Genomic DNA, 20445 nt, shown 5'->3' with positions numbered 1-20445 from the left:
GCGAAGAAGAGACGGCGCCGGACAGACCGCCGTGCGGGTTGCCGGAGAAACCGTCACATCCTGTGGATCGTGAGGTAGTTCAGGCTGCGCGGGCTTCGGGGTGCTCCACGAGTTCCCCCGTTCGAAGCGAGCCTCTGCCTCGAAGACGCCTGCGCACCCGGCGCGAAGGTCAAAGGCCGGGCCAACATCGTCAAGGCGCTGAACGAGTACGACCGGGGTGACACCGTCCGCGCCGTGCGGGTCAACGGCCTCGACACGGTGCAGTGGTTCGACACCCCGCTCGGCCAGAGGCGGTCGTCCTCGGCGCCGGGGACCTGTCGGCGTGGCCGCACACTCGCGTCGACACCGACTTCCGTCCGGTACGGGGCTGCCCCGGCGACTTCTGGCACTGCGCGCGACCGTCGTCGCCGCGGCACGAGCGGCAGGTGTCGACGCCGTCGACCACCCGTTTCCCGGCTTCCGCGACGAGGGGGCGTACCAGAGCGACTTCGACGGCAAGTGGTGCATCCACCCGCCCCAAGTCCCGTCGGCCAACGCGGCGTTCGCCCCCACCCCGGACGAGATCACACGGGCCCGGACCACCCGGGACGCGTACCGCACCGCCGAGGAGACGGGCGTCGGTGCGATCGCCGTCGACGGGATGCTGATCCACGATCACTCCTCTGCTGCCCGGGGTACTGGCGACCCTCGAATGCCGGGTCGCCGACACGGTCACCCCCGGGACCCATGAGCGAGATACCGTGCGGGACTGCCGCTGACGTACTTCCGGGGACATCTCGGCCGGCTGCCTCCCGGCGTCGAGCCCCGGCAGATCTGACGGCAGGCCGCCAGGATCGCCACCGGCGTACACCCCAGGCTGTTCCAGGTCCGGTCGGTGCACGGCAGGCGGCGTCCCTGAACCGCTAGGCGACGCCGGTCATGCTGGCGAACACCACCGTGTTGTTGGGGTAGTAGTGCCGGGCCGCGTCGAACTCCCCGCCGCAGGTGATCAGTCGCAGCCCGGCGTGGTCGACGTTCTTGTAGACCTCCAGGGTGGGGAATGCCGCTTTCTCGTACTCCTCGACCCGGTCCACGGTGAAGGTGGCCGTCCTCCCGTCCTCGCGGGACACCTCGACGGTGTCACCGGCCTTGAGGGTCTTGAGTTTCTTGAAGACGGCGTCCGCGCCGTTCCAGGTCACGTGGCCGGCGATGACGGCCGGCCCCTCGGAGCCGGGGGTGGGGCCGGGTTCGTACCAGCCCGCCAGATCCGGGTTCTCGGGGGTCGTCATCTCGCCCTTGGCGTTCTGGCCGAGGGTCTCCAGCTCGCTCGACACGCCGAGGGAGGGGATGGTGACCTTGGTCGGCACGGACCTGTCCAGAGCGGCGACAGTCTGCCCGGGGGTGGCGAGCTGCACTCCCTGCCCCGGGACCGCCTGCGGGGCGGTGTCCTGCCCCGCGCAGGCGGTGAGCAGCAGGGCGGTGACGGCGGTCGCGATCACGGACGCGGTGACGCGGCGTGCGCCGGGCCGGGTGCGTGCGGCGGTACGGCTCACGCGGCACCTCCGGCCTTGACGCCGGCCCGGCGGCGGACGACGAACAGCGTGCCGACCGCGGCGGCCGTGGCGGCGCCGGCCGCGCCGATCATCGTCCCCGGGGACATGCCGGCCGAGGTGGACCCGCTGCCGGTCTCGACACCGCCCACCGGCACCGAGCCGACCGAAGCGCCCTTGACCTCACCGCAGTTGGTCGGTGCCGTCGCCTCCTGCGGGAGCTTCGGGTCGAGTTCGCTCTTGCCGGCGCCCTCGAAGTCGTACTTGTCGTTGCCGTTGCGGTCGATGCCGTGCTGGACGACGTGCAGGTCCTTGATGTGGTCGATGACGTCCTGCGAGACCGGGATGGTCCGCTTGTAGGAGATCTTGCCCTCCTTGTCGGCGACCGGCATCCGGTCCACCGCCAGGCCGCTCTTGACCGCGTCGGTGTCGCCCGAGACGGTGAGCGCGATGTTGATGTCGCCGTAGTGGACGGTGGCCTCGGTGTTGTTGAGGATGCCGTCGCCGTTGGTGTCCGCGCTGTCGTCCGGGCAGACGAAGTCGTGTCCCTCGGTGGATCCGTGCAGGTGCTGCGCCGAGGGCTGGCCCGGCACCATGCCCTCGGACTTGATCCACACCGTCAGTTCCGTGCCGCGGGCGCTGAGCAGGACCGTCCCCCTGGAGCCGGAGTCGTTCAGCTGCTCCAGGTCGATCTGGTAGGCCGGGGTGTCCTCCGCCGCGAGCGCCGGGAGGGAGCCCGCCAGGGTGAGCAGGGCGGCGGCGGGGAGAGCGGCGAGTACCGCGAGGCGGACGGGTCGCTTGGACATCGCGTGCGTTCCATTTCCGCGGACTCCGCAGAGGGAGCCGCATATCGGACGGATCACTGCCGAGCCCGGAGGCCGGTCGCTTATTGCGACCATGTTGCAGTTACCCATGTAACGCAGGAAGGTCGGCCGGTGTTCAAAGCCCGCGACGACCCGTTGCCGGAACGACCGAAGGGCTCCCCCGAGTCACGTCCTCGGGAGAGCCCTTCGTCCTACCGCCTGCCGTGCGTGAAGGTTGAGAAGACGATCACGAGGCAGGACGCCCAAAAACCCGCAGGGAATCACGGGTTGAGCAGCAGCACATCCGCACGGGACTTCGCGGCGGCGTAACGCTTCGCGACGTCCTGCCAGTTGACGACCGCCCACATCGCGTCGATGAAGTCGACCTTCTGGTTCTTGTACTGGAGGTAGAAGGCGTGCTCCCAGGCGTCGAAGACGAGGACCGGCACCGAGCCCTGGCCGACGTTGCCCTGGTGGTCGTAGACCTGCTCGACGACGAGGCGCCCGCTGAGCGGCTCGTAGGCGAGGACACCCCAGCCGGAACCCTGCGTCGTGGCGGCGGCCTTGGTGAGCTGCGCCTTGAACCCCGCGAAGGAACCGAAGGACTCGGTGATCGCGTCGGCCAACTCCCCGACCCCGTCGGCCGCGAGGGGCTCGCCGCCGCCGTCGCCGGTCATGTTGTGCCAGTAGATGGAGTGGAGGATGTGCCCGGAGAGGTGGAACGCGAGGTTCTTCTCCAGCCCGTTGATCGACCCCCACTGCTCCTTGTCGCGCGCTTCGGCGAGCTGCTCCAGCGTGTCGTTGGCACCCTTCACGTACGCAGCGTGGTGCTTGTCGTGGTGCAGCTCGATGATCTGCGGGTTGATGACCGGTTCGAGCGCGGCGTAGTCGTAGGGGAGCTCCGGGAGCGTGTAAACCGCCATGTCCAACGTCCTCCGACATAATTGCAAACAGTGTGCAGTTGCACGCTAACAGCAGATGTGGCGGAGCGCGGATCGGGCATTGGTCCTAGGTCTGTGGTCATGTCGCGCAGCCGTGGAACGAGGGGGCGTCACCGTGCCGGAAACCCGCCGATCGCCGCAGGTCGCCAACGCGACGGAGGCTCGTGCCCTGCTGCGGCGGCACGGGTTCAGGTGCACGCCGGGCCGGTTGCGGATCGTGGAGGCGCTGCGTGCCGCCGGGGGACATCTCTCGATCGGCGAGGCGTGCGAGCGGCTGGCCGAGAGCGGGAAGGCCGTCCACGCGGCCACCGTGTACCGGACGCTGGAGGCGCTGACCGCCGCCGGACTGACGCACACGATGCCGGGTCCCGGTCCGACGCGGTACGGGCTGACCGAGCGGCCCCACCACCACGCCGTGTGCCGTGCCTGCGGCTCCGTCGCGACGCTGGCGCCGGAGCGCCTCGCGGACGTCGCGGCCCGGATCGAGGAGCTGACGGGCCTCAGGCCGGACGCGTCGGGGTCGCTGTTCGTGTACGGACACTGTGCGAGCTGCGCCGACCGGCGGAGATGAAGGGTGAGGCGGCGCCGGGTTGGGACGCCGTCAAGCAAGAGCGCCGCCTCACACTTCTTGCAGACTAGTTGTTATTGCAACTCATGGGCAATAGCTGCCCGGGCTCTTGGCCTCGATCCACCGGACGGACCCTCAGGCCGGGTCGGCGTCATGGCGTTTCAGCCATTCCAGGATCGCGCGGTTCGTCTCCTCGGGCCTCTCCTGCTGGATCCAGTGCCCGGCGTCGAGGTGGACCTCCTCGACGCCGGGCACGAACTCCGCGAGGTTCTCGGCCCGGGCCACGGCGTCGCGGTCGCCGTAGATCATCAGGGCGGGCCGGTGGACGACCGGGTCGACGTCGGCGAGCAGGTGCCAGTCGCGGTCGAGGTTCCGGTACCAGTTGATGCCGCCGGTGAACCCGGACTTCTCGAAGGCGGAGACGTAGACGGCCAGGTCGCTGTCGCTCATCAGGGGCTCTCCGAGGGGAGTCTCCGCCCGGGCGAGATCGATCATCACCATCCCCGGCTGCGGCTCCTTGAGGGGCTCGTTCTTGCGGTACAGGTTGCGCAGGAACCGTGCGGGGTTCTCGTCGAACACGGCGTCGGCGACGCCGGGTTGCCGGTTGAAGTGGACGAAGTAGTAGTCGCTGCCGAGCATCGCCTCCATGAACGCGAGCCAGGGCGTCTCGCCGCGTACGGGGTACGGCAGGCTGAGGCAGATCACCTTGTCCACCCGCACCGGATGCAGCAGGGCGAGACTCCACACGACCATCGCCCCCCAGTCATGGCCGACGAAGGTCGCGTCCTCGTAGCCGTAGTGGTCGAGCAGGGCGACGAGATCGCCGGCCAGGTGCGCGACGTCGTAGGCGGTGACCTCGGCGGGGCGTGAGGAGTTGCCGTAGCCGCGCTGGTTGGGCGCGATGACGTGGTAACCCGCGGCGACGAGGGCGGGCACCTGATGGCGCCAGGTGAAGGCGAGATCCGGCCAGCCGTGGCAGAGCACGACGGGCTTCCCGGCGTTGTGCCGACCCGCTTCGAAGACCTCCAACTCCACGCCGTTGACGGCGATCAGGATGGGCTCGGGGAATGCGGTGGGGTGCGTCGGTGAGTTCATGCCGCCAACGTAGGGACGTATACCGGTCACCTCGTGACCTGTTTGACGGGCAGGGTTGCCGGCATGCGAACCGATCGACTGGTGGCCGTCCTCCTCATGCTGCAACGGCGCGAGCAGGTCACGGCCGCGGAAGTCGCCAAGGAGCTCGAAGTGTCCGAGCGCACCGCGCGCCGCGACCTCGACGCACTGGCCATGAGCGGCATCCCCGTCTACTCGGTCCAGGGCCGGGGAGGCGGCTGGCGGCTCCTCGGCGGCGCCCGCACCGACCTATCCGGGCTGACCGAGAGCGAGGCCCTCGCCCTGTTCCTCGCCGCGGGCCCCGCCGCGCCGGGGACCCCGGCCGTCAGATCCGCGCTGCGCAAACTCGTGCGCGCCCTGCCGGAGCCCTTCCGGGCACAGGCCGAGGCCGCGGCATCCTCGCTGCTCCTGGACCCGCGGGGGTGGGACTGGAACCGCGCCGCCCCGCCGCCCCCTCGCTTCCTCGACGGCCTGCGGGACGCCGTTGTGCGCGGCGTCCAGGTCCGGCTGGGGTACGTCGACAGCGCGGGCGCCGGGTCCGAGCGGATCGTTCACCCGCTGGGTGTCGTCGCCAAGGGTCCGTCCTGGTACCTCGTCGCCTACACGGAGACCGGCCGGCGGACCTTCCGGGTCGACCGCGTCTCGTCCGCCGTCCCGACCGACCGGCCCGTCCTCCTGCCCGCAGGCGTCGACCTCGCCGAAAGCTGGCGCGAGATCGCCGACGACGTCGAGCTCAGGCGCACCCCGCCCGTCGAGATCCACGGGACCTGCGCACCCGACGGCATCGACCACCTCCGCACCGCCCTCGGCGACCACCTCGAAACAGGAGGCGTCACCGCCGACGGACGCATCACCGTCGTGATCCGCGGCCCCAGCGAGTACGGACTCGCCGGCCACCTCGCCGGACTCGTCGAGTGGCTCGACATCACCAGCCCCCAAGGCGTACGGGACCACCTCGCCGCCATCGGCAACAGCCTCGCCGAACGGTACGGCGGCACGGCGACGCCCGGACGTCCGTGAGAGACGATCGTGCCGGGCGTCGCACCCCGGGGCTACCGGTCCTACTCCCCGCCCTCCAGATCCCCCTCCGTCTCCAGGTACACCTGCCGCAGCGCGTCCAGCACCGCCGGGTCCGGCTTCTCCCACATGCCGCGCGACTCCGCCTCCAGCAGGCGTTCCGCGATGCCGTGCAGCGCCCAGGGGTTGGCCTGCTGGAGGAACTCCCGGTTGGCCGGGTCGAGGACGTACGTCTCGGTGAGCTTGTCGTACATCCAGTCGGCCACCACACCCGTCGTCGCGTCGTAGCCGAACAAGTAGTCCACGGTCGCGGCGAGTTCGAAGGCGCCCTTGTAGCCGTGGCGGCGCATCGCCTCGATCCAGCGGGGGTTGACGACGCGGGCGCGGAAGACGCGGGAGGTCTCCTCGACGAGGGTGCGGGTGCGGACGGTCTCGGGGCGGGTGGAGTCGCCGATGTACGCCTCGGGGGCGGTGCCGCGCAGGGCGCGGACGGTGGCGACCATGCCGCCGTGGTACTGGAAGTAGTCGTCGGAGTCGGCGATGTCGTGCTCGCGGGTGTCGGTGTTCTTGGCGGCGACCGCGATGCGCTTGTAGGCCGTCTCCATCTCCTCGCGCGCGGGACGCCCGTCCAGTTCGCGGCCGTACGCGTAGCCGCCCCACACCGTGTAGACCTCGGCGAGGTCGGCGTCCGTGCGCCAGTCGCGGGAGTCGATGAGCTGGAGGAGACCGGCGCCGTAGGTACCGGGACGGGAGCCGAAGATGCGGGTGGTGGCCCGGCGTTCGTCGCCGTGGTCCGCCAGGTCGGCCTGGACGTGGGCGCGTACGTGGTTCACGGAGGCCGGTTCGTCGAGCGAGGCGGCCAGGCGTACGGCGTCGTCCAGCAGGGCGATCGTGTGGGGGAACGCGTCCCGGAAGAAGCCGGAGATGCGCAGGGTGACGTCGATGCGGGGGCGGCCCAGCTCGTCGTGGGGGATGGGCTCCAGGCCGGTCACGCGGCGGGAGGCGTCGTCCCAGACCGGGCGGACGCCGAGCAGGGCGAGGGCCTCGGCGACGTCGTCGCCCGCTGTGCGCATCGCGCTCGTGCCCCACAGGGACAGGCCGACGGAGGTGGGCCAGTCGCCGTTGTCCGTGCGGTAGCGCTCCAGGAGGGAGTCGGCGAGGGCCTGTCCGGTCTCCCAGGCGAGGCGTGAGGGGACCGCCTTGGGGTCGACGGAGTAGAAGTTGCGGCCGGTCGGCAGGACGTTGACCAGCCCGCGCAGCGGGGAGCCCGAGGGGCCTGCGGGGACGAAACCGCCCGCCAGCGCGTGCACCACGTGGTCCAGCTCAGCCGTGGTCGCCGCCAGGCGCGGGACGACCTCGCGGGCCGCGAACTCCAGGACGGCGGCGGCCTGTTCGCCGTGCTCGGTCGGGATCGCCGCCGGGTCCCAGCCCGCGTCCTCCATCGACTGCACCAGCGCGCGGGCCTGTTCCTCCGCCGCGTCGGCCGTGGTGCGGGTCGCCGCCGACTCGTCGAGGCCGAGGGCCTCGCGCAGGCCGGGCAGGGCCGTGGTGCCGCCCCAGATCTGGCGGGCGCGCAGGATCGCGAGGACCAGGTTGACGTGGTCGGCGCCCTGCGGCGGGTTACCCAGGACGTGCAGGCCGTCGCGGATCTGGGCGTCCTTGATCTCGCAGAGCCAGCCGTCGACGTGCAGGAGGAAGTCGTCGAAGCCGTCGTCGTCGGGGCGGTCGTCGAGGCCGAGGTCGTGGTCGAGGCGGGCGGCCTGGATGAGGGTCCAGATCTGGGCGCGGATCGCGGGGAGCTTCGCCGGGTCCATGGCGGCGATCTGGGCGTGTTCGTCGAGGAGTTGTTCCAGGCGCGCGATGTCGCCGTAGGAGTCGGCGCGGGCCATCGGCGGGACGAGGTGGTCGACGAGGGTGGCGTGGACGCGGCGTTTGGCCTGGGTGCCCTCGCCGGGGTCGTTGACGAGGAAGGGGTAGATCAGCGGGAGGTCGCCGAGCGCGGCGTCGGGGCCGCAGGCGGCGGACAGGCCCGCGTTCTTGCCGGGGAGCCACTCCAGGTTGCCGTGCTTGCCGAGGTGGATCATCGCGTCGGCGCCGAAACCGCCGTCGTCCTGGGCGGCGGCGATCCAGCGGTAGGCGGCCAGGTAGTGGTGGGAGGGCGGGAGATCGGGGTCGTGGTAGATCGCGATGGGGTTCTCGCCGAAGCCGCGCGGCGGCTGGATGAGGACCAGGAGGTTCCCGAAGCGCAGCGCCGCGAGGACGATGTCGCCTTCCGGGTTGGCGCTGCGGTCGACGAACATCTCCCCCGGCGCCGGCCCCCACTTCTCCTCGACCGCCGCCCTCAACTCCCCCGGCAGCGAGGCGAACCAGCGCCGGTAGTCGGCCGCCGGGATCCGCACCGGGTTGCGCGCGAGCTGCTCCTCGGTCAGCCAGTCCTGGTCGTGCCCGCCCGCCTCGATGAGCGCCCGGATCAGCTCGTCCCCGTCACCGGAGGCCATGCCGGGGACGTCGTCGAAGACGTACCCCTCCGCCCGCAGCCTGCGCAGCAGCGCGATCGCGCTGGCCGGGGTGTCGAGGCCGACCGCGTTGCCGATGCGGGAGTGCTTGGTCGGGTACGCCGACAGCACCAGCGCGACCCGCTTCCCGGCGGCCGGGATGTGCTTCAACAGAGCGTGCCGTACGGCGATCCCGGCGACGCGGGCCGCGCGCTCGGGGTCGGCGACGTACGCGGGCAGGCCGTCGGCGTCGATCTCCTTGAAGGAGAACGGGACGGTGATCAGGCGGCCGTCGAACTCGGGTACGGCGATCTGGCTGGCCGCGTCGAGCGGGGAGACGCCCTCGTCGTTCTCCTCCCAGGCGGCGCGCGAGCCGGTGAGGCACAGGGCCTGGAGGATCGGTACGTCGAGGGAGGTGAGCGCGCCCGCGTCCCAGGACTCGTCGTCGCCGCCCGCGGACGCCTCGGCGGGGCGGGTGCCGCCGGCCGCGAGGACGGTCGTGACGATGGCGTCGGCGGCGCCGAGGACGGAGATCAGCTCGGGTTCCGGGGACCGCAGCGAGGCGACGTACAGCGGCAGCGCGCGGGCACCCGCCTCCTCGACCGCGTCGCACAGGGCGTGCACGAAGCCGGTGTTGCCGCTCATGTGGTGGGCGCGGTAGTAGAGCACGGCGACCGTCGGGCCCTCGGCCGTGCGGGGCTCGCGTTCCAGCGGTCCCCAGCTCGGCGCGGGCGCCGGGGAGTCGAAGCCGTGGCCGGTCAGCAGGACCGTGTCGGACAGGAACCGGGCGAGCTGCTCCAGGTTGGCGGGGCCGCCGTGCGCGAGGTAGGCGTGCGCCTCGGCGGCGATGCCGACGGGGATCGTGGAGGCGGCCATCAGCTGGGCGTCGGGGGCCTGTTCGCCGGTGAGGACGACGACCGGGCGGCCGTCGGCGAGGAGCAGGTCGAGGCCGTCCTGCCAGGCGCGCAGCCCGCCGAGGAGACGGACGACGACGAGGTCGGCGCCGTCGAGGAGCGCGGGCAGGTCGTCGAGGGGGAGGCGGGCGGGGTTGGCGTACCGGTAGGGGACCGGGCCGCCTGCGGCGCGGGCGCTGAGCAGGTCGGTGTCGGACGTCGACAGGAGCAGGATCATGCGGCGTCTGCCTTCCTCGGGGTGTCCACGCCCCGGGTGCGAACTGGACGGCGGGAGTTCCTGACTGACCCGGTGGCCGGGTTCACAGTGGCGGGACCGTGCCGGACTCGCACCGGCTTCCTCCCTCGGGCGGTGGCGGACCCTCATGATCCACCGAGAGGCATAGTAAGGGTCGAGGGAAGAGGGCGGGGCATACAGGCCGGTGTGATGGTCGGTATGCTCACGGCCGTGCCCACGCCAACCTTCCGTCCGTCGTCCCAGGCCACAGCGGTCTCCCGGGGCCGCGGCGACGCCTGTCCCGGTGCGCTGCGCCTGCACGCGGCGGACGATGGCGCGCTCGCCCGCGTCCGGATTCCCGGCGGGGTCCTGACCACCGGCCAGGCCCGGACCCTCGGCCTCGCCGCGCGCGAACTCGGCGACGGCGAGCTGCACTTGACCTCGCGCGGAAACGTTCAGCTCCGTGGCCTCGCCCCCGATGGCGGCGGCGAGCTGGCGGACCGTCTGGAGACCGCCGGGCTGCTGCCGTCGTGGCCGCACGAACGCGTCCGCAACGTCGTCGCCTCCCCGCTGTCCGGCCTCGACGGACGCGGCCTCGCCGAGGTACGGCCGTGGCTGCGGGAGGTGGACGCGCTGCTGTGCGCGAGCCCCACGGCGGCCGGGCTGTCCGGGCGGTTCCTGTTCGCGCTGGACGACGGGCGCGGGGACGTGGCGGCGCTCGGCGCCGACGTGACCGTGCTGGCCGCGCCGGACGGGACCGCGTGGGTGCGGGTCGGGGCGTCGCCGGACGCCGTGTCCGTGCCGGCCGGGGACGCCGCGCGGGTCGCGGTGGGCGTGGCCGAGGCCTTCGTCGAGGTGAGCGGCGGACGGGTCTGGCGGGTGTCCGAACTCCCCGGCAGAGGTGAGGAGTTGATCCTGCGCCTGGGTGAGGTGGCGCGTCCCGCGTGGCCTCGGTCCGGTGCACCGGAACTCGGCGTGGTCCGCGCACCGGACGGCACGGCGAGCCTGTCCGTCCTCGCGCCGATGGGCCGGCTCACCGCCACACAGTGGGACGCCCTCACGGACACCGCGTCCGGCGAACTGCGGCTGACGCCCTGGCGCGGGGTCGTCCTCCCGTCGGTCCCGGTCGGCCGGCTCACCGGCCTCGACGCCGTGGGCCTGGTCACCGGCCCCGGCTCCCCCTGGTCCGGCGTCGGCGCCTGCATCGGCCGGCCCGGCTGCGCGAAGGCGCACGCGGACGTCCGTACCGACGCCGCGGCCTGTCTGGCGACCGGCGGCGGGCTCCCCGTGCACTGGTCCGGCTGCGAGCGCCGCTGCGGCCGGCCGAGCGGCGACCACGTCGATGTCCTCGCCGTCCCCGGCGGCGGCTACCGGATCGCCGGGACGCCGTCCTCCCTGTCCACCCTCGCCGCCGATGTGGCGGCGGCCCGTCACGCATGACCCGTAGGAGCACGGTGTTCGAGTACGAGAAGGACGGCGCGGCGATCTACCGCCAGTCGTTCGCCACCATCCGCGCGGAGGCGGACCTCGCGGGGCTGCCCGCCGACGTCTCCCAGGTCGCGGTCCGGATGATCCACGCCTGCGGGATGACCGACCTCGTCCGGGACCTGGCGTACACGCCGGACGTGGTGGCGCGCGCCCGCGAGGCCCTGCGCGCGGGGGCGCCGATCTTCACCGACGTCCAGATGGTGGCCAGCGGCGTGACGCGCAAGCGGCTTCCCGCCGCCAACGACGTGCTGTGCACGCTCTCCGACCCGGCCGTCCCCGCGCTCGCCGCGAAGCTGGGCACCACGCGCAGTGCCGCCGCCCTCGAACTGTGGCGGGACCGGCTGGAGGGTGCGGTCGTCGCCGTCGGGAACGCGCCGACCGCGCTGTTCCGGCTGCTGGAGATGATCGAGGAGGGGGCGCCCCGCCCGGCCGCCGTCATCGGCGTCCCCGTGGGTTTCGTGGGCGCCGCCGAGTCCAAGGACGCGCTCGCCGCCCACCCCTCCGGCCTGGAGTACCTGGTGGTGCGCGGCCGGCGCGGTGGCAGTGCCATCGCCGCCGCCGCGCTCAACGCGATCGCGAGCGAGGAAGAGTGAGCGGGAAGCTGTACGGCGTCGGACTCGGCCCCGGCGACCCGTCGTTGATGACCGTGCGGGCCGTCGAGGTCATCGCCGAGGCCGATGTGGTCGCCTACCACAGCGCACGGCACGGCCGGTCCATCGCGCGCTCGATCGCGGCCAAGCACCTCCGTGCCGACCACGTCGAGGAGCCGCTGGTCTACCCCGTCACGACGGAGACCACCGACCACCCCGGCGGATACAAGGGCGCCATGGAGGAGTTCTACGCCGAGGCGTCGGCCCGGCTCGCCGCGCACCTCGACGCCGGGCGCACGGTCGCCGTCCTCGCCGAGGGGGACCCGCTCTTCTACGGCTCCTACATGCACATGCACAAGCGGCTCGCCGACCGCTACGACACCGAGGTGATCCCCGGTGTCACGTCCGTGAGCGCGGCGGCGGCCCGGCTGGGCACCCCGCTCGCCGAGGGCGAGGAGGTGCTGACGATCCTGCCGGGCACCCTGCCGGAGGAGGAACTCACCGCGCGCCTCGCCGCCACGGACACGGCCGTGGTGATGAAGCTGGGCCGCACCTTCACCAAGGTCCGCACCGCGCTGGAGAGTTCGGGACGCCTGGACGAGGCGCGGTACGTCGAGCGGGCCACCATGGACGGGGAGCGGCTCGCCGGACTCGCCGACGTGGACGCCGGGTCGGTGCCGTACTTCTCCGTCGCCGTCCTGCCGAGCCGGGTCGACTCCCCCGTTCCCGTGCGGGAGTCGGGTGAGGTCGTCGTGGTCGGCACCGGTCCCGCCGGGCCGCTGTGGCTGACGCCCGAGTCGCGGGGTGCGCTGGCCGGCGCCGACGACCTGGTCGGCTACACCACCTACCTGGACCGGGTGCCGGTCCGTCCCGGCCAGCGGCGGCACGGCTCGGACAACCGGGTCGAGGCGGAACGCGCCGAGTTCGCGCTCCAGCTCGCCCGCAGGGGGAGGCGGGTCGCCGTCGTCTCCGGCGGGGACCCCGGGGTCTTCGCGATGGCGACCGCCGTCCTGGAGGCCGCCTCGCAGGACGCCTACAGGGACGTACCCGTCCGGGTCCTGCCCGGCGTGACCGCCGCGAACGCGGCAGCCGCCCGCGCGGGGGCGCCGCTGGGCCACGACTACGCGACGGTCTCCCTCTCCGACCGCCTCAAGCCCTGGGACGTCATCGCCGAGCGGCTGCGCGCGGCGGCCTCGGCGGATCTGGTGCTCGCGCTGTACAACCCCGGTTCCCGCAGCCGTGACTGGCAGGTGGGCAAGGCGCGTGAGCTGCTGCTGGAGCACCGGTCGCCGGACACGCCGGTCGTGGTCGCGCGGGATGTGGGCGGGTCCGGGGAGCGGGTACGGATCGTGCGGCTCGCCGATCTCGATCCGGGCGAGGTGGACATGCGGACGATTCTGCTGGTCGGCTCGTCGCAGACGCAGGCTGTGCGGCGGGGGGACGGGGAGGAGATCGTCTGGACGCCCCGGCGGTATCCCGAGGCGGGTTCGTAGCCGCTTCGGGGGGGACTGGAGGGGTGCGCAGGGGAAGGGCAGGGGAACGCTCCCTCGAAGCGTTCACGCGAGGCTCACGTCAAGCCCCGCAGCCGCGCCCGGCGACCCACCTCGCCGCCTCCTCCACCCCCTCCGCCACGGTCACTCCTTCCGGCACCCCCGGCCTGCGCACCACGACCACCGGCACCCCCGCCTCCCGGGCAGCCGTCAGTTTCGGTGCCGTGGCCGCTCCCCCGCTGTCCTTCGTGACGAGCACGTCGACGCGGTGCCGGCGCAGCAGTTCGCGCTCCCCGGCGAGGGAGAACGGACCCCGGTCGAGGAGGACCTCCATGCGGGCGGGGTGCGGGGCTTCGGGTGCGTCGACGGACCGGACGAGGAACCACAGCTCGTCCAGGCCGGCGAAGGCGGCGAGGCCCATGCGGCCGGTGGTCAGGAAGACCCGGCGGCCGAGCGCGGGCAGCAGACTCGCCGCGTGCTCCAGGGAGTCCGCCTCGTGCCAGTCGTCCCCCTCCCCGGGGACCCAGCCGGGGCGGCGCAGGGCGAGGAGCGGAACCCGGGTCGCGGCGGCGGCGCGTGCCGCGTTGAAGCTGATGGTCCCGGCGAACGGGTGGGTGGCGTCGACGACCGCGTCCACCGCCTGCTCACGCAGCCACGCGGCGAGCCCGTCGGCGCCGCCGAAGCCGCCGATCCGCACCTCACCCGGCGGCAGACGGGGCGCGGCGACCCGCCCGGCCAGCGAGGTCGTGACCCGCAGCGCCTGTCCCGCCAGGAGTTCGGCAAGGCTGCGGGCCTCACCGGTACCACCGAGAATCAGTACGTGCACGAAGGTCACCTTTCTTGAATGAGCCCAAGGGCGCGCGCGGCGCCCAACTGAAGCACACCGGTCTGCGTCCCGGCTGGACGACCGGCGCCTGTGCGACCGCCGCGACGACGGCCGCGTACACCGCCCTGCTGACCGGGGACTTCCCCGACCCGGTGACGATCACGCTGCCCCGGGGCCAGACCCCGGCGTTCGCGCTGGCGGCCGAGGAACTGGCCGAGGGCCGGGCCACGGCCGGGGTCGTGAAGGACGCCGGGGACGACCCGGACGTCACGCACGGCGCGCTGGTCCGCGCGAGCGTACGGCGGCTCCCGGCGGGTTCCGGCGTCGTCTTCCGGGCGGGTCCGGGCGTCGGCACGGTCACCCGCCCCGGCCTGCCGCTGCCCGTCGGCGAACCCGCCGTCAACCCGGTCCCCCGCCAGATGATGCGCGAGCACGTCGCGGCCCTCGCCTCGCGGTACGGCGACGGCGGCGACGTCGAGATCACCGTCTCCGTCGACCACGGCGAGGAGATCGCCCGCTCCACCTGGAACCCCCGCCTCGGCATCCTGGGCGGGCTGTCGATCCTGGGCACGACCGGGATCGTCGTGCCGTACTCGTGCTCGGCGTGGATCGACTCCATCCGGCGCGGGGTCGACGTCGCGCGGGCGGCCGGGCGTACGCATGTCGCCGGGTGCACGGGGTCGACGTCGGAGAAGACGGTCGTCGGCGTGTACGGGCTGCCCGAGGACGCGCTCCTGGACATGGGGGACTTCGCGGGCGCGGTCCTGAAGTACGTACGGCGGCATCCCGTCGAGCGGCTCACGGTCTGCGGCGGGTTCGCCAAGCTGTCGAAGCTGGCCGCCGGTCATCTGGACCTGCACTCCGCGCGCTCCCAGGTCGACAAGGGGTTCCTCGCGGACCTCGCCCGGCGCGGCGGCGCCTCGCCTGCGCTGGCCGCCGAGGTCGCCGGGGCCAACACCGGGCTCGCCGCGCTCCAGCTGTGCGCGGCGGCCGGGGTGCCGCTCGGGGACCTGGTGGCGGTCGCCGCGCGCGACGAGGCGCTGGCCGTGCTGCGCGGGGCGCCGGTCGCGGTGGACGTGATCTGCATCGACCGGGCGGGGACGGTCGTGGGGCGCAGTCCGGTGGCGTGAGCGGTCAGCAGAGGTGCCGTTCGCGCTGCGGGGAGTACAGGTGGCTGTCGCCGAACTCCTCGGCGCCCAGGGTCCGTCCGACCATGATGACGGCCGTGCGCAGCACCCCCGCCTCCTTCACCTTCCCGGCGATCTCCTCCAGGGTCCCCCGGATGATCAGCTCGTCGGGACGGGAGGCGTAGGCGACGACGGCGGCCGGGCAGTCGGCGCCGTAGTGCGGGAGGAGTTCGGCGACGACCCGGTCGGCGTACTTCGCCGCGAGGTGCAGGACGATGAGCGCCCCGCTGCGGCCGAGGGTCGCGAGCTCCTCCCCCTCGGGCATGGCGGTGGCCCGGCTGGCGACGCGGGTCAGGATCACGGTCTGGCCGACGGTCGGCACGGTCAGCTCCCGCTTCAGGGCTGCCGCGGCGGCGGCGAACGCCGGTACGCCGGGGACGACTTCGTACGGCACGCCGGCCGCGTCGAGGCGCCGCATCTGCTCGGCGACCGCGCTGAACACGGACGGGTCCCCGGAGTGCAGCCGCGCCACGTCGTGGCCCTCCTCGTGCGCGCGCAGCAACTCGGCGGTGATCTGGTCGAGATCGAGCTGCGCGGTGTCCACCAGCCGTGCGCCGGGCGGGCATTCGGCGAGCAGGTCGCGCGGGACGAGGCTCCCCGCGTACAGGCACACCCCGCAGGCGGCGAGGGTGCGGGCGCCGCGCACGGTGATCAGGTCGGCGGCGCCGGGTCCGGCGCCGATGAAGTACACGGTCAACTGTCCACTCCTGGTTCGGGGTTCTTCTGTACGGACCACTGCGTCACGGGCATCGCCTGCCGCCACCCGGTGAACCCGCCGACGGGCACGGCGTGGGCCACCGCGAGCCTCACCAGCTCCCCGCCGTGGCGCCGGTGGGCGGCGGCGAGCAGCGCCTCCGACTCCAGCGTCACCGTGTTCGCGACGAGCCGTCCGCCGGGGCGCAGGGCCGTCCAGCAGGCGTCGAGGAGTCCGGGCGCGGTGAGGCCGCCGCCTATGAACACCGCGTCGGGCGGCGGGAGTTCGGCGAGGACGGCGGGCGCGGCGCCGGTGACGACGCGCAGGCCGGGTACGCCCAGGCGGTGCGCGTTGCCGGTGATGCGTTCGGCGCGCGCCGGGTCGCGTTCGACGCTCACCGCGCGGCAGGAGGGGTGGGCGCGCATCCACTCGATCGCGATCGAGCCGGAGCCGCCGCCGATGTCCCACAGGAGTTCGCCGGGTACGGGCGCGAGGACGGCGAGGGTGACGGCGCGAACGTGGCGTTTGGTGAGCTGGCCGTCGTGGTCGTAGGCGTCGTCCGGCAGGCCGGGGACGGCGGAGGGACGTACGGGGGTCACTGCTCGGTACCTCGGGTTCGGGACAGGGGCGACAGAGAAGCACTCTACGGGGCCGTGGCCTGCGTCTCCGTGTTCGGGTACACATCCCCGGATTCTTATTGCACACTACTTGCAACAACTTTGGCCATGCAGAAGAGGGTGGGCGATGGCAGCTCCGGTCGTACTCGGCATCGAGTCGTCCTGCGACGAGACCGACGCCGGACTGGTCCGGGACGGACGGCTCCTGGGACACGCCATCGCGTCGAGCATGGACGAACACGCCCGCTACGGCGGTGTCGTGCCCGAGATCGCCTCCCGCGCGCACCTCCACGCACTGCGCCCCGTCGTCCGCCGGGCCCTCGACGAGGCCGGCCTCTCCCTGGCCGACGTCGACGCCGTAGCCGTCACCACCGGACCGGGGCTGTCCGGCGCGCTCCAGGTCGGGCTGGCCGGCGCGAAGAGCATCGCCTACGCGCTCGGCGTCCCCCTGTACGGCGTCCACCACCTCGCCGGTCACGTCGCCGCCGACACCCTGGAGCACGGACCGCTCCCCGACCCCTGCATGGTGCTGATCGTCTCCGGCGGCCACACCTCCCTGCTCCTCGTACGCGACCTGGCCCGCGACCGGATCGTCCACCTCGGGGACACCCTCGACGACGCCGCCGGGGAGTGCTTCGACAAGGTCGCGCGGGTCTTCGGGCTGCCGTATCCCGGCGGCCCGGCGATCGACCGCACGGCACGGGACGGCGACCCGCGCGCCGTCGCCTTCCCGCGCCCGCTGCCGGGGTCGTACGACTTCTCCTTCTCCGGGCTCAAGACGGCCGCCGCGCGCTGGGCCGAGGGGTACGCGGGCCGGGAGCTGCCGGTCGCCGACGGTGCGGCCTCGCTCCAGGAGGCGGTGGCCGACGTCCTGACCCGCAAGGCGGTGGCCGCCTGCCGGGAGCACGGTGTGGGGACGCTGGTGGTGGTCGGCGGGGTCGCCGCTAACTCGCGAGTGCGGGCGCTCGCCGAGGAACGCTGCCGGGCGGCGGGGATCGAACTGCGGGTGCCGCCTCTGCGGCTGTGCACGGACAACGGCGCGATGATCGCCGCCGTCGGTGACCTCCTCGTCCGCGCCGGAGCCGACCCCGCGCCGCTGGACGTGTCGGTCGACCCGTCGGCGCCCCTGGAGTACGCGTCCCTGGTGCCGGTGACCGTATGAAGACGCTGATCCTCACCGGCGCCGAACTCCTCGGCCACGCCGACGCGTTGCGCGAGGTGTACGCCTCGGCGTTCTGCGCACCGCCCTGGCACGAGGACGAGGAGAAGGCCGTCGAGTTCGTCGGCCGGCTCGTGCACGACGTGCACCGTCCCGGCTTCACCGCCGCGCTCGCCTTCACCGGCACCGGCCTCGCCGGCTTCACCACGGCGTGGACGACCCGCGCGCCCTTCCCCACCGACCGCTGCTACCCCCAGGCCGCCGCCGGCCTGGGCGCCGACCGCACCCTCGACTGGCTGGTCGGCGCCCGCGAGATCGACGAACTCGCCGTCCGCCCCGCCTTCCACGGCACCGGCCTGGCCGCCGGCCTCCTGTCGGCGGTCACCGCGGACGCGCCCGGCGACCGCGCCTGGCTCCTCACCTCCACCCGCTCGCCCCGCGCCCTCGCCTTCTACCGCCGCCAGGGCTGGGCCCAGGCCACCCATCCCTCCCCCGACGGCAACGGCATCGTCGTCTTCCTCGGCCCCCGCCATCCCGCCCACCACCTGGCACCCGAACCGTTGTAGCGTCCTGGTCATGTGTGGAGGTGCGGCGTGGGGAGGGCGGGCAGCGGATGCTTGAGCCCTTCGAGATCTCTTTCCTGGACAGCCTGTCGTGGGACGACCTGCGGACGGCGCTGTCGGGGCAGTTGCGGACGCCGGTCGAGGACATGGTGCCGTTCGGCGACTGGCTGGACCTGCCGCCGGAGAGGCAGGGGGTGACGACGAGCCTGGACGTCGTGCGGCAGGACGCCGGGTACCGGACGCTCGTCACCGTCACGTCCCCGCTGGAGGTCCGTGGCGAGCGGCTCGGCTCCCTCGCGGCGGCGCTGGCCGGGGAGCTGGCGACGAGTGTCGCGGTCGGCGACTTCACGCACGACTGCGGGTACGCGTGCGGGCGGTTCCTCGTCCACCGGCCCGACGGGAGGACGTTCTCCGCGCGGGAGAGGTCCGACGGCGGATTCTGGGACCTGGAGCCCTGCTGACCCCGGCCCGGCGAAGGCTTCAGGGGCCGAACACCTTCAGCGCCTCGTGGACGAATCCCCGGTACGTCCTCGTCCTCGCGTCCAGGTGCTGGCCCCCCGCCAGGATGAGGTTGTGCTGGTAGAAGCCGCCCGCGCCCAGGTCGTCCGGCAGGTACTTCGCCGAGAACACCCGGCGCACGACGGCCTCGTCACTGAGGCCCGCCTTGCGGTACGCGGCGATCGACGCCTCGACCGCCGCCTCGCTCCGGGCTGTGGGGTCGTCGATGTGGGCGGGGTCGTCCGAGCCGAGGATCAGGTCGAGGGCCTTGTCCTGCTTGCCGTTCACGAGACGTGAGTAGCGGAACGCGACGACGGGGTGCGCCGAGGCCAGCCGGCCGTCGGGGGGCAGCGGATAGTCCAGCAGGTGGTAGTTGGCGGCGTCGGGGAAGACGGTCATGCCGCGCAGGATCCTGCCGCCGGGCAGGTAGTGGTGCGCGCGCTCGCGCCAGCGGCCGATCACGACGACCTTGACCTTCTCCTGGAGCAGCTTGGGGATGACGTCCTTGCCCAGCAGCAGCCGGTGGTTGCTCGCGTCGTCCGGGAATTCGTTGGTGTAGAAGGTCTCGAACAGCACGAGGCCGCCGATCTTCCCGAGGTTGTTGCCGGCGCTGGTGAAGGCGTTGCCGCCGGCCTGGCTGTAGGCCATCACCACCGGCTTGTCGACGGTGAGGGTGTCGGCGTCCAGGGCCGTGCCGTGGGTGTAGACGGTCGCGACGGCGCCTGCGGTCAGCTCGTCGAGCCCGGGAGCCACGATGACGCCGCCCTGGCCGCCGTTCATCACCGGCAGCAGCAGGACGTACTTCTCGTCGTGGATCGCCCGCTCGAAGCCGAGCGGGACGTCCCAGTACTGGGGTTCGGGATCCTTGCCGGGATCGGGGAGGTACGACAGGACGCCCCGGAAGTGGTGCAGGGGTCCGGGCAGGGCGGCCGGGTTGCCGCGGAACGTCTTGCGCAGGGCGATGTAGGGGCCGAGGAGCTTCTCGTACCGGTCGTCCGTCAGCGGCTCGGTCAGCACCCTCGCGAGGATCTCCAGCCCGGACTGGATGTAGTTGTTCGGGATGGCGGAGGAGACTCGGTGCGACGGGGACTGCAAGCCGGCGAGGCTGTTCTCGTAGGTGATCGCGCCGTAGTCGGCCGGCATGATCATGACGGCCGGTTTGATCCGGGGCAGGCGGTAGGTGCTGGCGGGCAGGACGGCGTACCAGACCAGGGGGTGGCCGCCCAGGCTCGCCAGGGCGCGGATCGTGCGGTCGGTGCCGCGCAGGAGGTTCAGGGTCTGGGCCCAGGCCGAGCGGCCGTGCAGGGCGTTGTAGAGGTCGGTGATGTCGACGAACCGCACGTTCAGCCCGACGGTGGAGCCGGTGACGGCCAGCAGCGGGTGGAGCGCCGGGATCCCCTTCGGGCGGCCGAGGGGGTCGTACGCCGGGCCCTTGCGCCAGCCGAGCGGGACGAGCCGGCCGTCCGGCGTGAGCGTGAACTCCTGCTGGATGCGGAGCAACGGGTAGGCCGTGCGGTCCACTTCGACGCCCGCGTCGATCACCAGGCGCAGCCAGGCGGCGTCGGGCGCGAGATCGACGGTGAACCCCGAGGGCCCCACGGTCACCGGCACGGGCTGCCCCGCACCGGCGCCCTGGGCGCGTGTCTCCACGGTGGCGGTCCACTTCCGCAGCAGGAAGTGGGTCCACAGCGGTACGGCGGGGTTGGCGTTGACGACGGTCAGCCGCACGGCGTCACCGG

18 protein-coding genes, 1 pseudogene and 1 riboswitch are annotated in these 20445 nt (G+C 72.9%); of the genes and pseudogenes, 10 read left to right on the top strand and 9 right to left on the bottom strand.

From position 1 onward, the window contains the following. The first annotated feature begins 322 nt into the window (after nt 1-322). The gene (locus ACLZOT_RS02030) at nt 323-730 is read left to right on the top strand and encodes a hypothetical protein (RefSeq protein WP_416966892.1); all 408 of its coding nucleotides are present in this window, start codon (nt 323-325) and stop codon (nt 728-730) included. Nucleotides 731-902: 172 nt separating this feature from the next. Here the strand turns inward: ACLZOT_RS02030 and ACLZOT_RS02025 are convergent, their stop codons facing one another. From ACLZOT_RS02025 to ACLZOT_RS02015, 3 genes are all read right to left on the bottom strand, one after another. Further along, the gene (locus ACLZOT_RS02025) at nt 903-1532 is read right to left on the bottom strand and encodes a class F sortase (protein ID WP_416966891.1); all 630 of its coding nucleotides are present in this window, start codon (nt 1530-1532) and stop codon (nt 903-905) included. Then, nucleotides 1529-2335, bottom strand: a complete 807-nt coding sequence (locus ACLZOT_RS02020; RefSeq protein WP_416966890.1) for a hypothetical protein — start codon at nt 2333-2335, stop codon at nt 1529-1531. The genes ACLZOT_RS02025 and ACLZOT_RS02020 overlap by 4 nt, the downstream gene beginning before the upstream one ends. Before the next feature lie 278 nt (nt 2336-2613). Beyond that, nucleotides 2614-3255, bottom strand: a complete 642-nt coding sequence (locus ACLZOT_RS02015) for a superoxide dismutase (protein ID WP_416966889.1) — start codon at nt 3253-3255, stop codon at nt 2614-2616. A 133-nt stretch (nt 3256-3388) separates the two neighbouring features. Here ACLZOT_RS02015 and ACLZOT_RS02010 point away from each other — a divergent pair, with 133 nt between their 5' ends. Further along, on the top strand, nt 3389-3844 hold the full coding sequence (locus tag ACLZOT_RS02010; protein WP_416966888.1) for a Fur family transcriptional regulator: 456 nt from the start codon (nt 3389-3391) through the stop codon (nt 3842-3844). A 132-nt stretch (nt 3845-3976) separates the two neighbouring features. Here ACLZOT_RS02010 and ACLZOT_RS02005 read toward each other — a convergent pair whose 3' ends face one another. After that, a complete protein-coding gene (locus ACLZOT_RS02005) occupies nt 3977-4936 on the bottom strand; it encodes an alpha/beta fold hydrolase (protein WP_416966887.1) in 960 nt (319 codons plus the stop codon). A gap of 63 nt (nt 4937-4999) precedes the next feature. Here ACLZOT_RS02005 and ACLZOT_RS02000 point away from each other — a divergent pair, with 63 nt between their 5' ends. Continuing rightward, on the top strand, nt 5000-5974 hold the full coding sequence (locus ACLZOT_RS02000; RefSeq protein ID WP_416966886.1) for a helix-turn-helix transcriptional regulator: 975 nt from the start codon (nt 5000-5002) through the stop codon (nt 5972-5974). Between the two features lie 41 nt (nt 5975-6015). Here the strand turns inward: ACLZOT_RS02000 and cobN are convergent, their stop codons facing one another. Continuing rightward, complete coding sequence (gene cobN / locus ACLZOT_RS01995; RefSeq protein WP_416966885.1) at nt 6016-9597, bottom strand: cobaltochelatase subunit CobN; 3582 nt, start codon at nt 9595-9597, stop codon at nt 6016-6018. A 33-nt stretch (nt 9598-9630) separates the two neighbouring features. Continuing rightward, nucleotides 9631-9768: riboswitch (cobalamin riboswitch) on the bottom strand. A gap of 45 nt (nt 9769-9813) precedes the next feature. On the opposite strand from cobN, the gene cobG reads away from it, so the two are divergent. The 3 genes from cobG to ACLZOT_RS01980 are packed head-to-tail and all read left to right on the top strand — an operon-like array spanning nt 9814 to nt 13165. After that, a complete protein-coding gene (gene cobG, locus ACLZOT_RS01990; protein ID WP_416966884.1) occupies nt 9814-11034 on the top strand; it encodes a precorrin-3B synthase in 1221 nt (406 codons plus the stop codon). Next, nucleotides 11031-11675: a precorrin-8X methylmutase gene (locus ACLZOT_RS01985; RefSeq protein WP_416966883.1), complete on the top strand. Its 645-nt coding sequence runs from the start codon at nt 11031-11033 to the stop codon at nt 11673-11675. The genes cobG and ACLZOT_RS01985 overlap by 4 nt, the downstream gene beginning before the upstream one ends. Further along, nucleotides 11672-13165, top strand: coding sequence for a precorrin-2 C(20)-methyltransferase (locus ACLZOT_RS01980; RefSeq protein WP_416966882.1), 1494 nt, complete (start codon nt 11672-11674; stop codon nt 13163-13165). The genes ACLZOT_RS01985 and ACLZOT_RS01980 overlap by 4 nt, the downstream gene beginning before the upstream one ends. Before the next feature lie 79 nt (nt 13166-13244). Here ACLZOT_RS01980 and ACLZOT_RS01975 read toward each other — a convergent pair whose 3' ends face one another. Then, the gene (locus ACLZOT_RS01975) at nt 13245-13988 is read right to left on the bottom strand and encodes a cobalt-precorrin-6A reductase (protein ID WP_416966881.1); all 744 of its coding nucleotides are present in this window, start codon (nt 13986-13988) and stop codon (nt 13245-13247) included. 14 nt (nt 13989-14002) lie between these two features. On the opposite strand from ACLZOT_RS01975, the gene ACLZOT_RS01970 reads away from it, so the two are divergent. Beyond that, nucleotides 14003-15118, top strand: a complete 1116-nt coding sequence (locus tag ACLZOT_RS01970; protein WP_416966880.1) for a cobalt-precorrin-5B (C(1))-methyltransferase — start codon at nt 14003-14005, stop codon at nt 15116-15118. 4 nt (nt 15119-15122) lie between these two features. Here the strand turns inward: ACLZOT_RS01970 and cobM are convergent, their stop codons facing one another. Beyond that, nucleotides 15123-15872, bottom strand: a complete 750-nt coding sequence (cobM, locus tag ACLZOT_RS01965) for a precorrin-4 C(11)-methyltransferase (protein WP_416966879.1) — start codon at nt 15870-15872, stop codon at nt 15123-15125. After that, nucleotides 15869-16459 (bottom strand): annotated as a pseudogene (gene cbiT / locus ACLZOT_RS01960) (precorrin-6Y C5,15-methyltransferase (decarboxylating) subunit CbiT); the annotation flags it as partial. The pseudogene cbiT and the gene cobM, both read right to left, overlap by 4 nt. Nucleotides 16460-16613: 154 nt before the next feature. Between cbiT and tsaD the strand changes: the two are divergent. Genes tsaD through ACLZOT_RS01945 form a run of 3 tightly spaced genes read left to right on the top strand, consistent with a single transcriptional unit; the run spans nt 16614 to nt 18669 of the window. Then, nucleotides 16614-17648 (top strand): tRNA (adenosine(37)-N6)-threonylcarbamoyltransferase complex transferase subunit TsaD, encoded by a 1035-nt coding sequence (tsaD, locus tag ACLZOT_RS01955; protein ID WP_416966878.1) that lies wholly within the window; start codon nt 16614-16616, stop codon nt 17646-17648. After that, nucleotides 17645-18211 (top strand): GNAT family N-acetyltransferase, encoded by a 567-nt coding sequence (locus ACLZOT_RS01950; RefSeq protein ID WP_416966877.1) that lies wholly within the window; start codon nt 17645-17647, stop codon nt 18209-18211. Before tsaD ends, ACLZOT_RS01950 begins: the two co-directional genes overlap by 4 nt. Before the next feature lie 47 nt (nt 18212-18258). Further along, nucleotides 18259-18669: a hypothetical protein gene (locus ACLZOT_RS01945; protein ID WP_416966876.1), complete on the top strand. Its 411-nt coding sequence runs from the start codon at nt 18259-18261 to the stop codon at nt 18667-18669. A 19-nt stretch (nt 18670-18688) separates the two neighbouring features. Here ACLZOT_RS01945 and ACLZOT_RS01940 read toward each other — a convergent pair whose 3' ends face one another. After that, nucleotides 18689-20434 carry a hypothetical protein gene (locus tag ACLZOT_RS01940; protein ID WP_416966875.1) on the bottom strand — a complete coding sequence of 582 codons (1746 nt, stop codon included), beginning with the start codon at nt 20432-20434 and terminating at the stop codon, nt 18689-18691. Nucleotides 20435-20445 lie beyond the last annotated feature (11 nt).

Origin of the sequence: Streptomyces sp. 4F14 (genome assembly GCF_048159485.1) — a bacterium.
In the GTDB taxonomy this organism is placed as follows: domain Bacteria; phylum Actinomycetota; class Actinomycetes; order Streptomycetales; family Streptomycetaceae; genus Streptomyces.
Note: the sequence above shows the minus strand (reverse complement) of the source record. Positions and strands in the feature narration are given on the sequence as shown.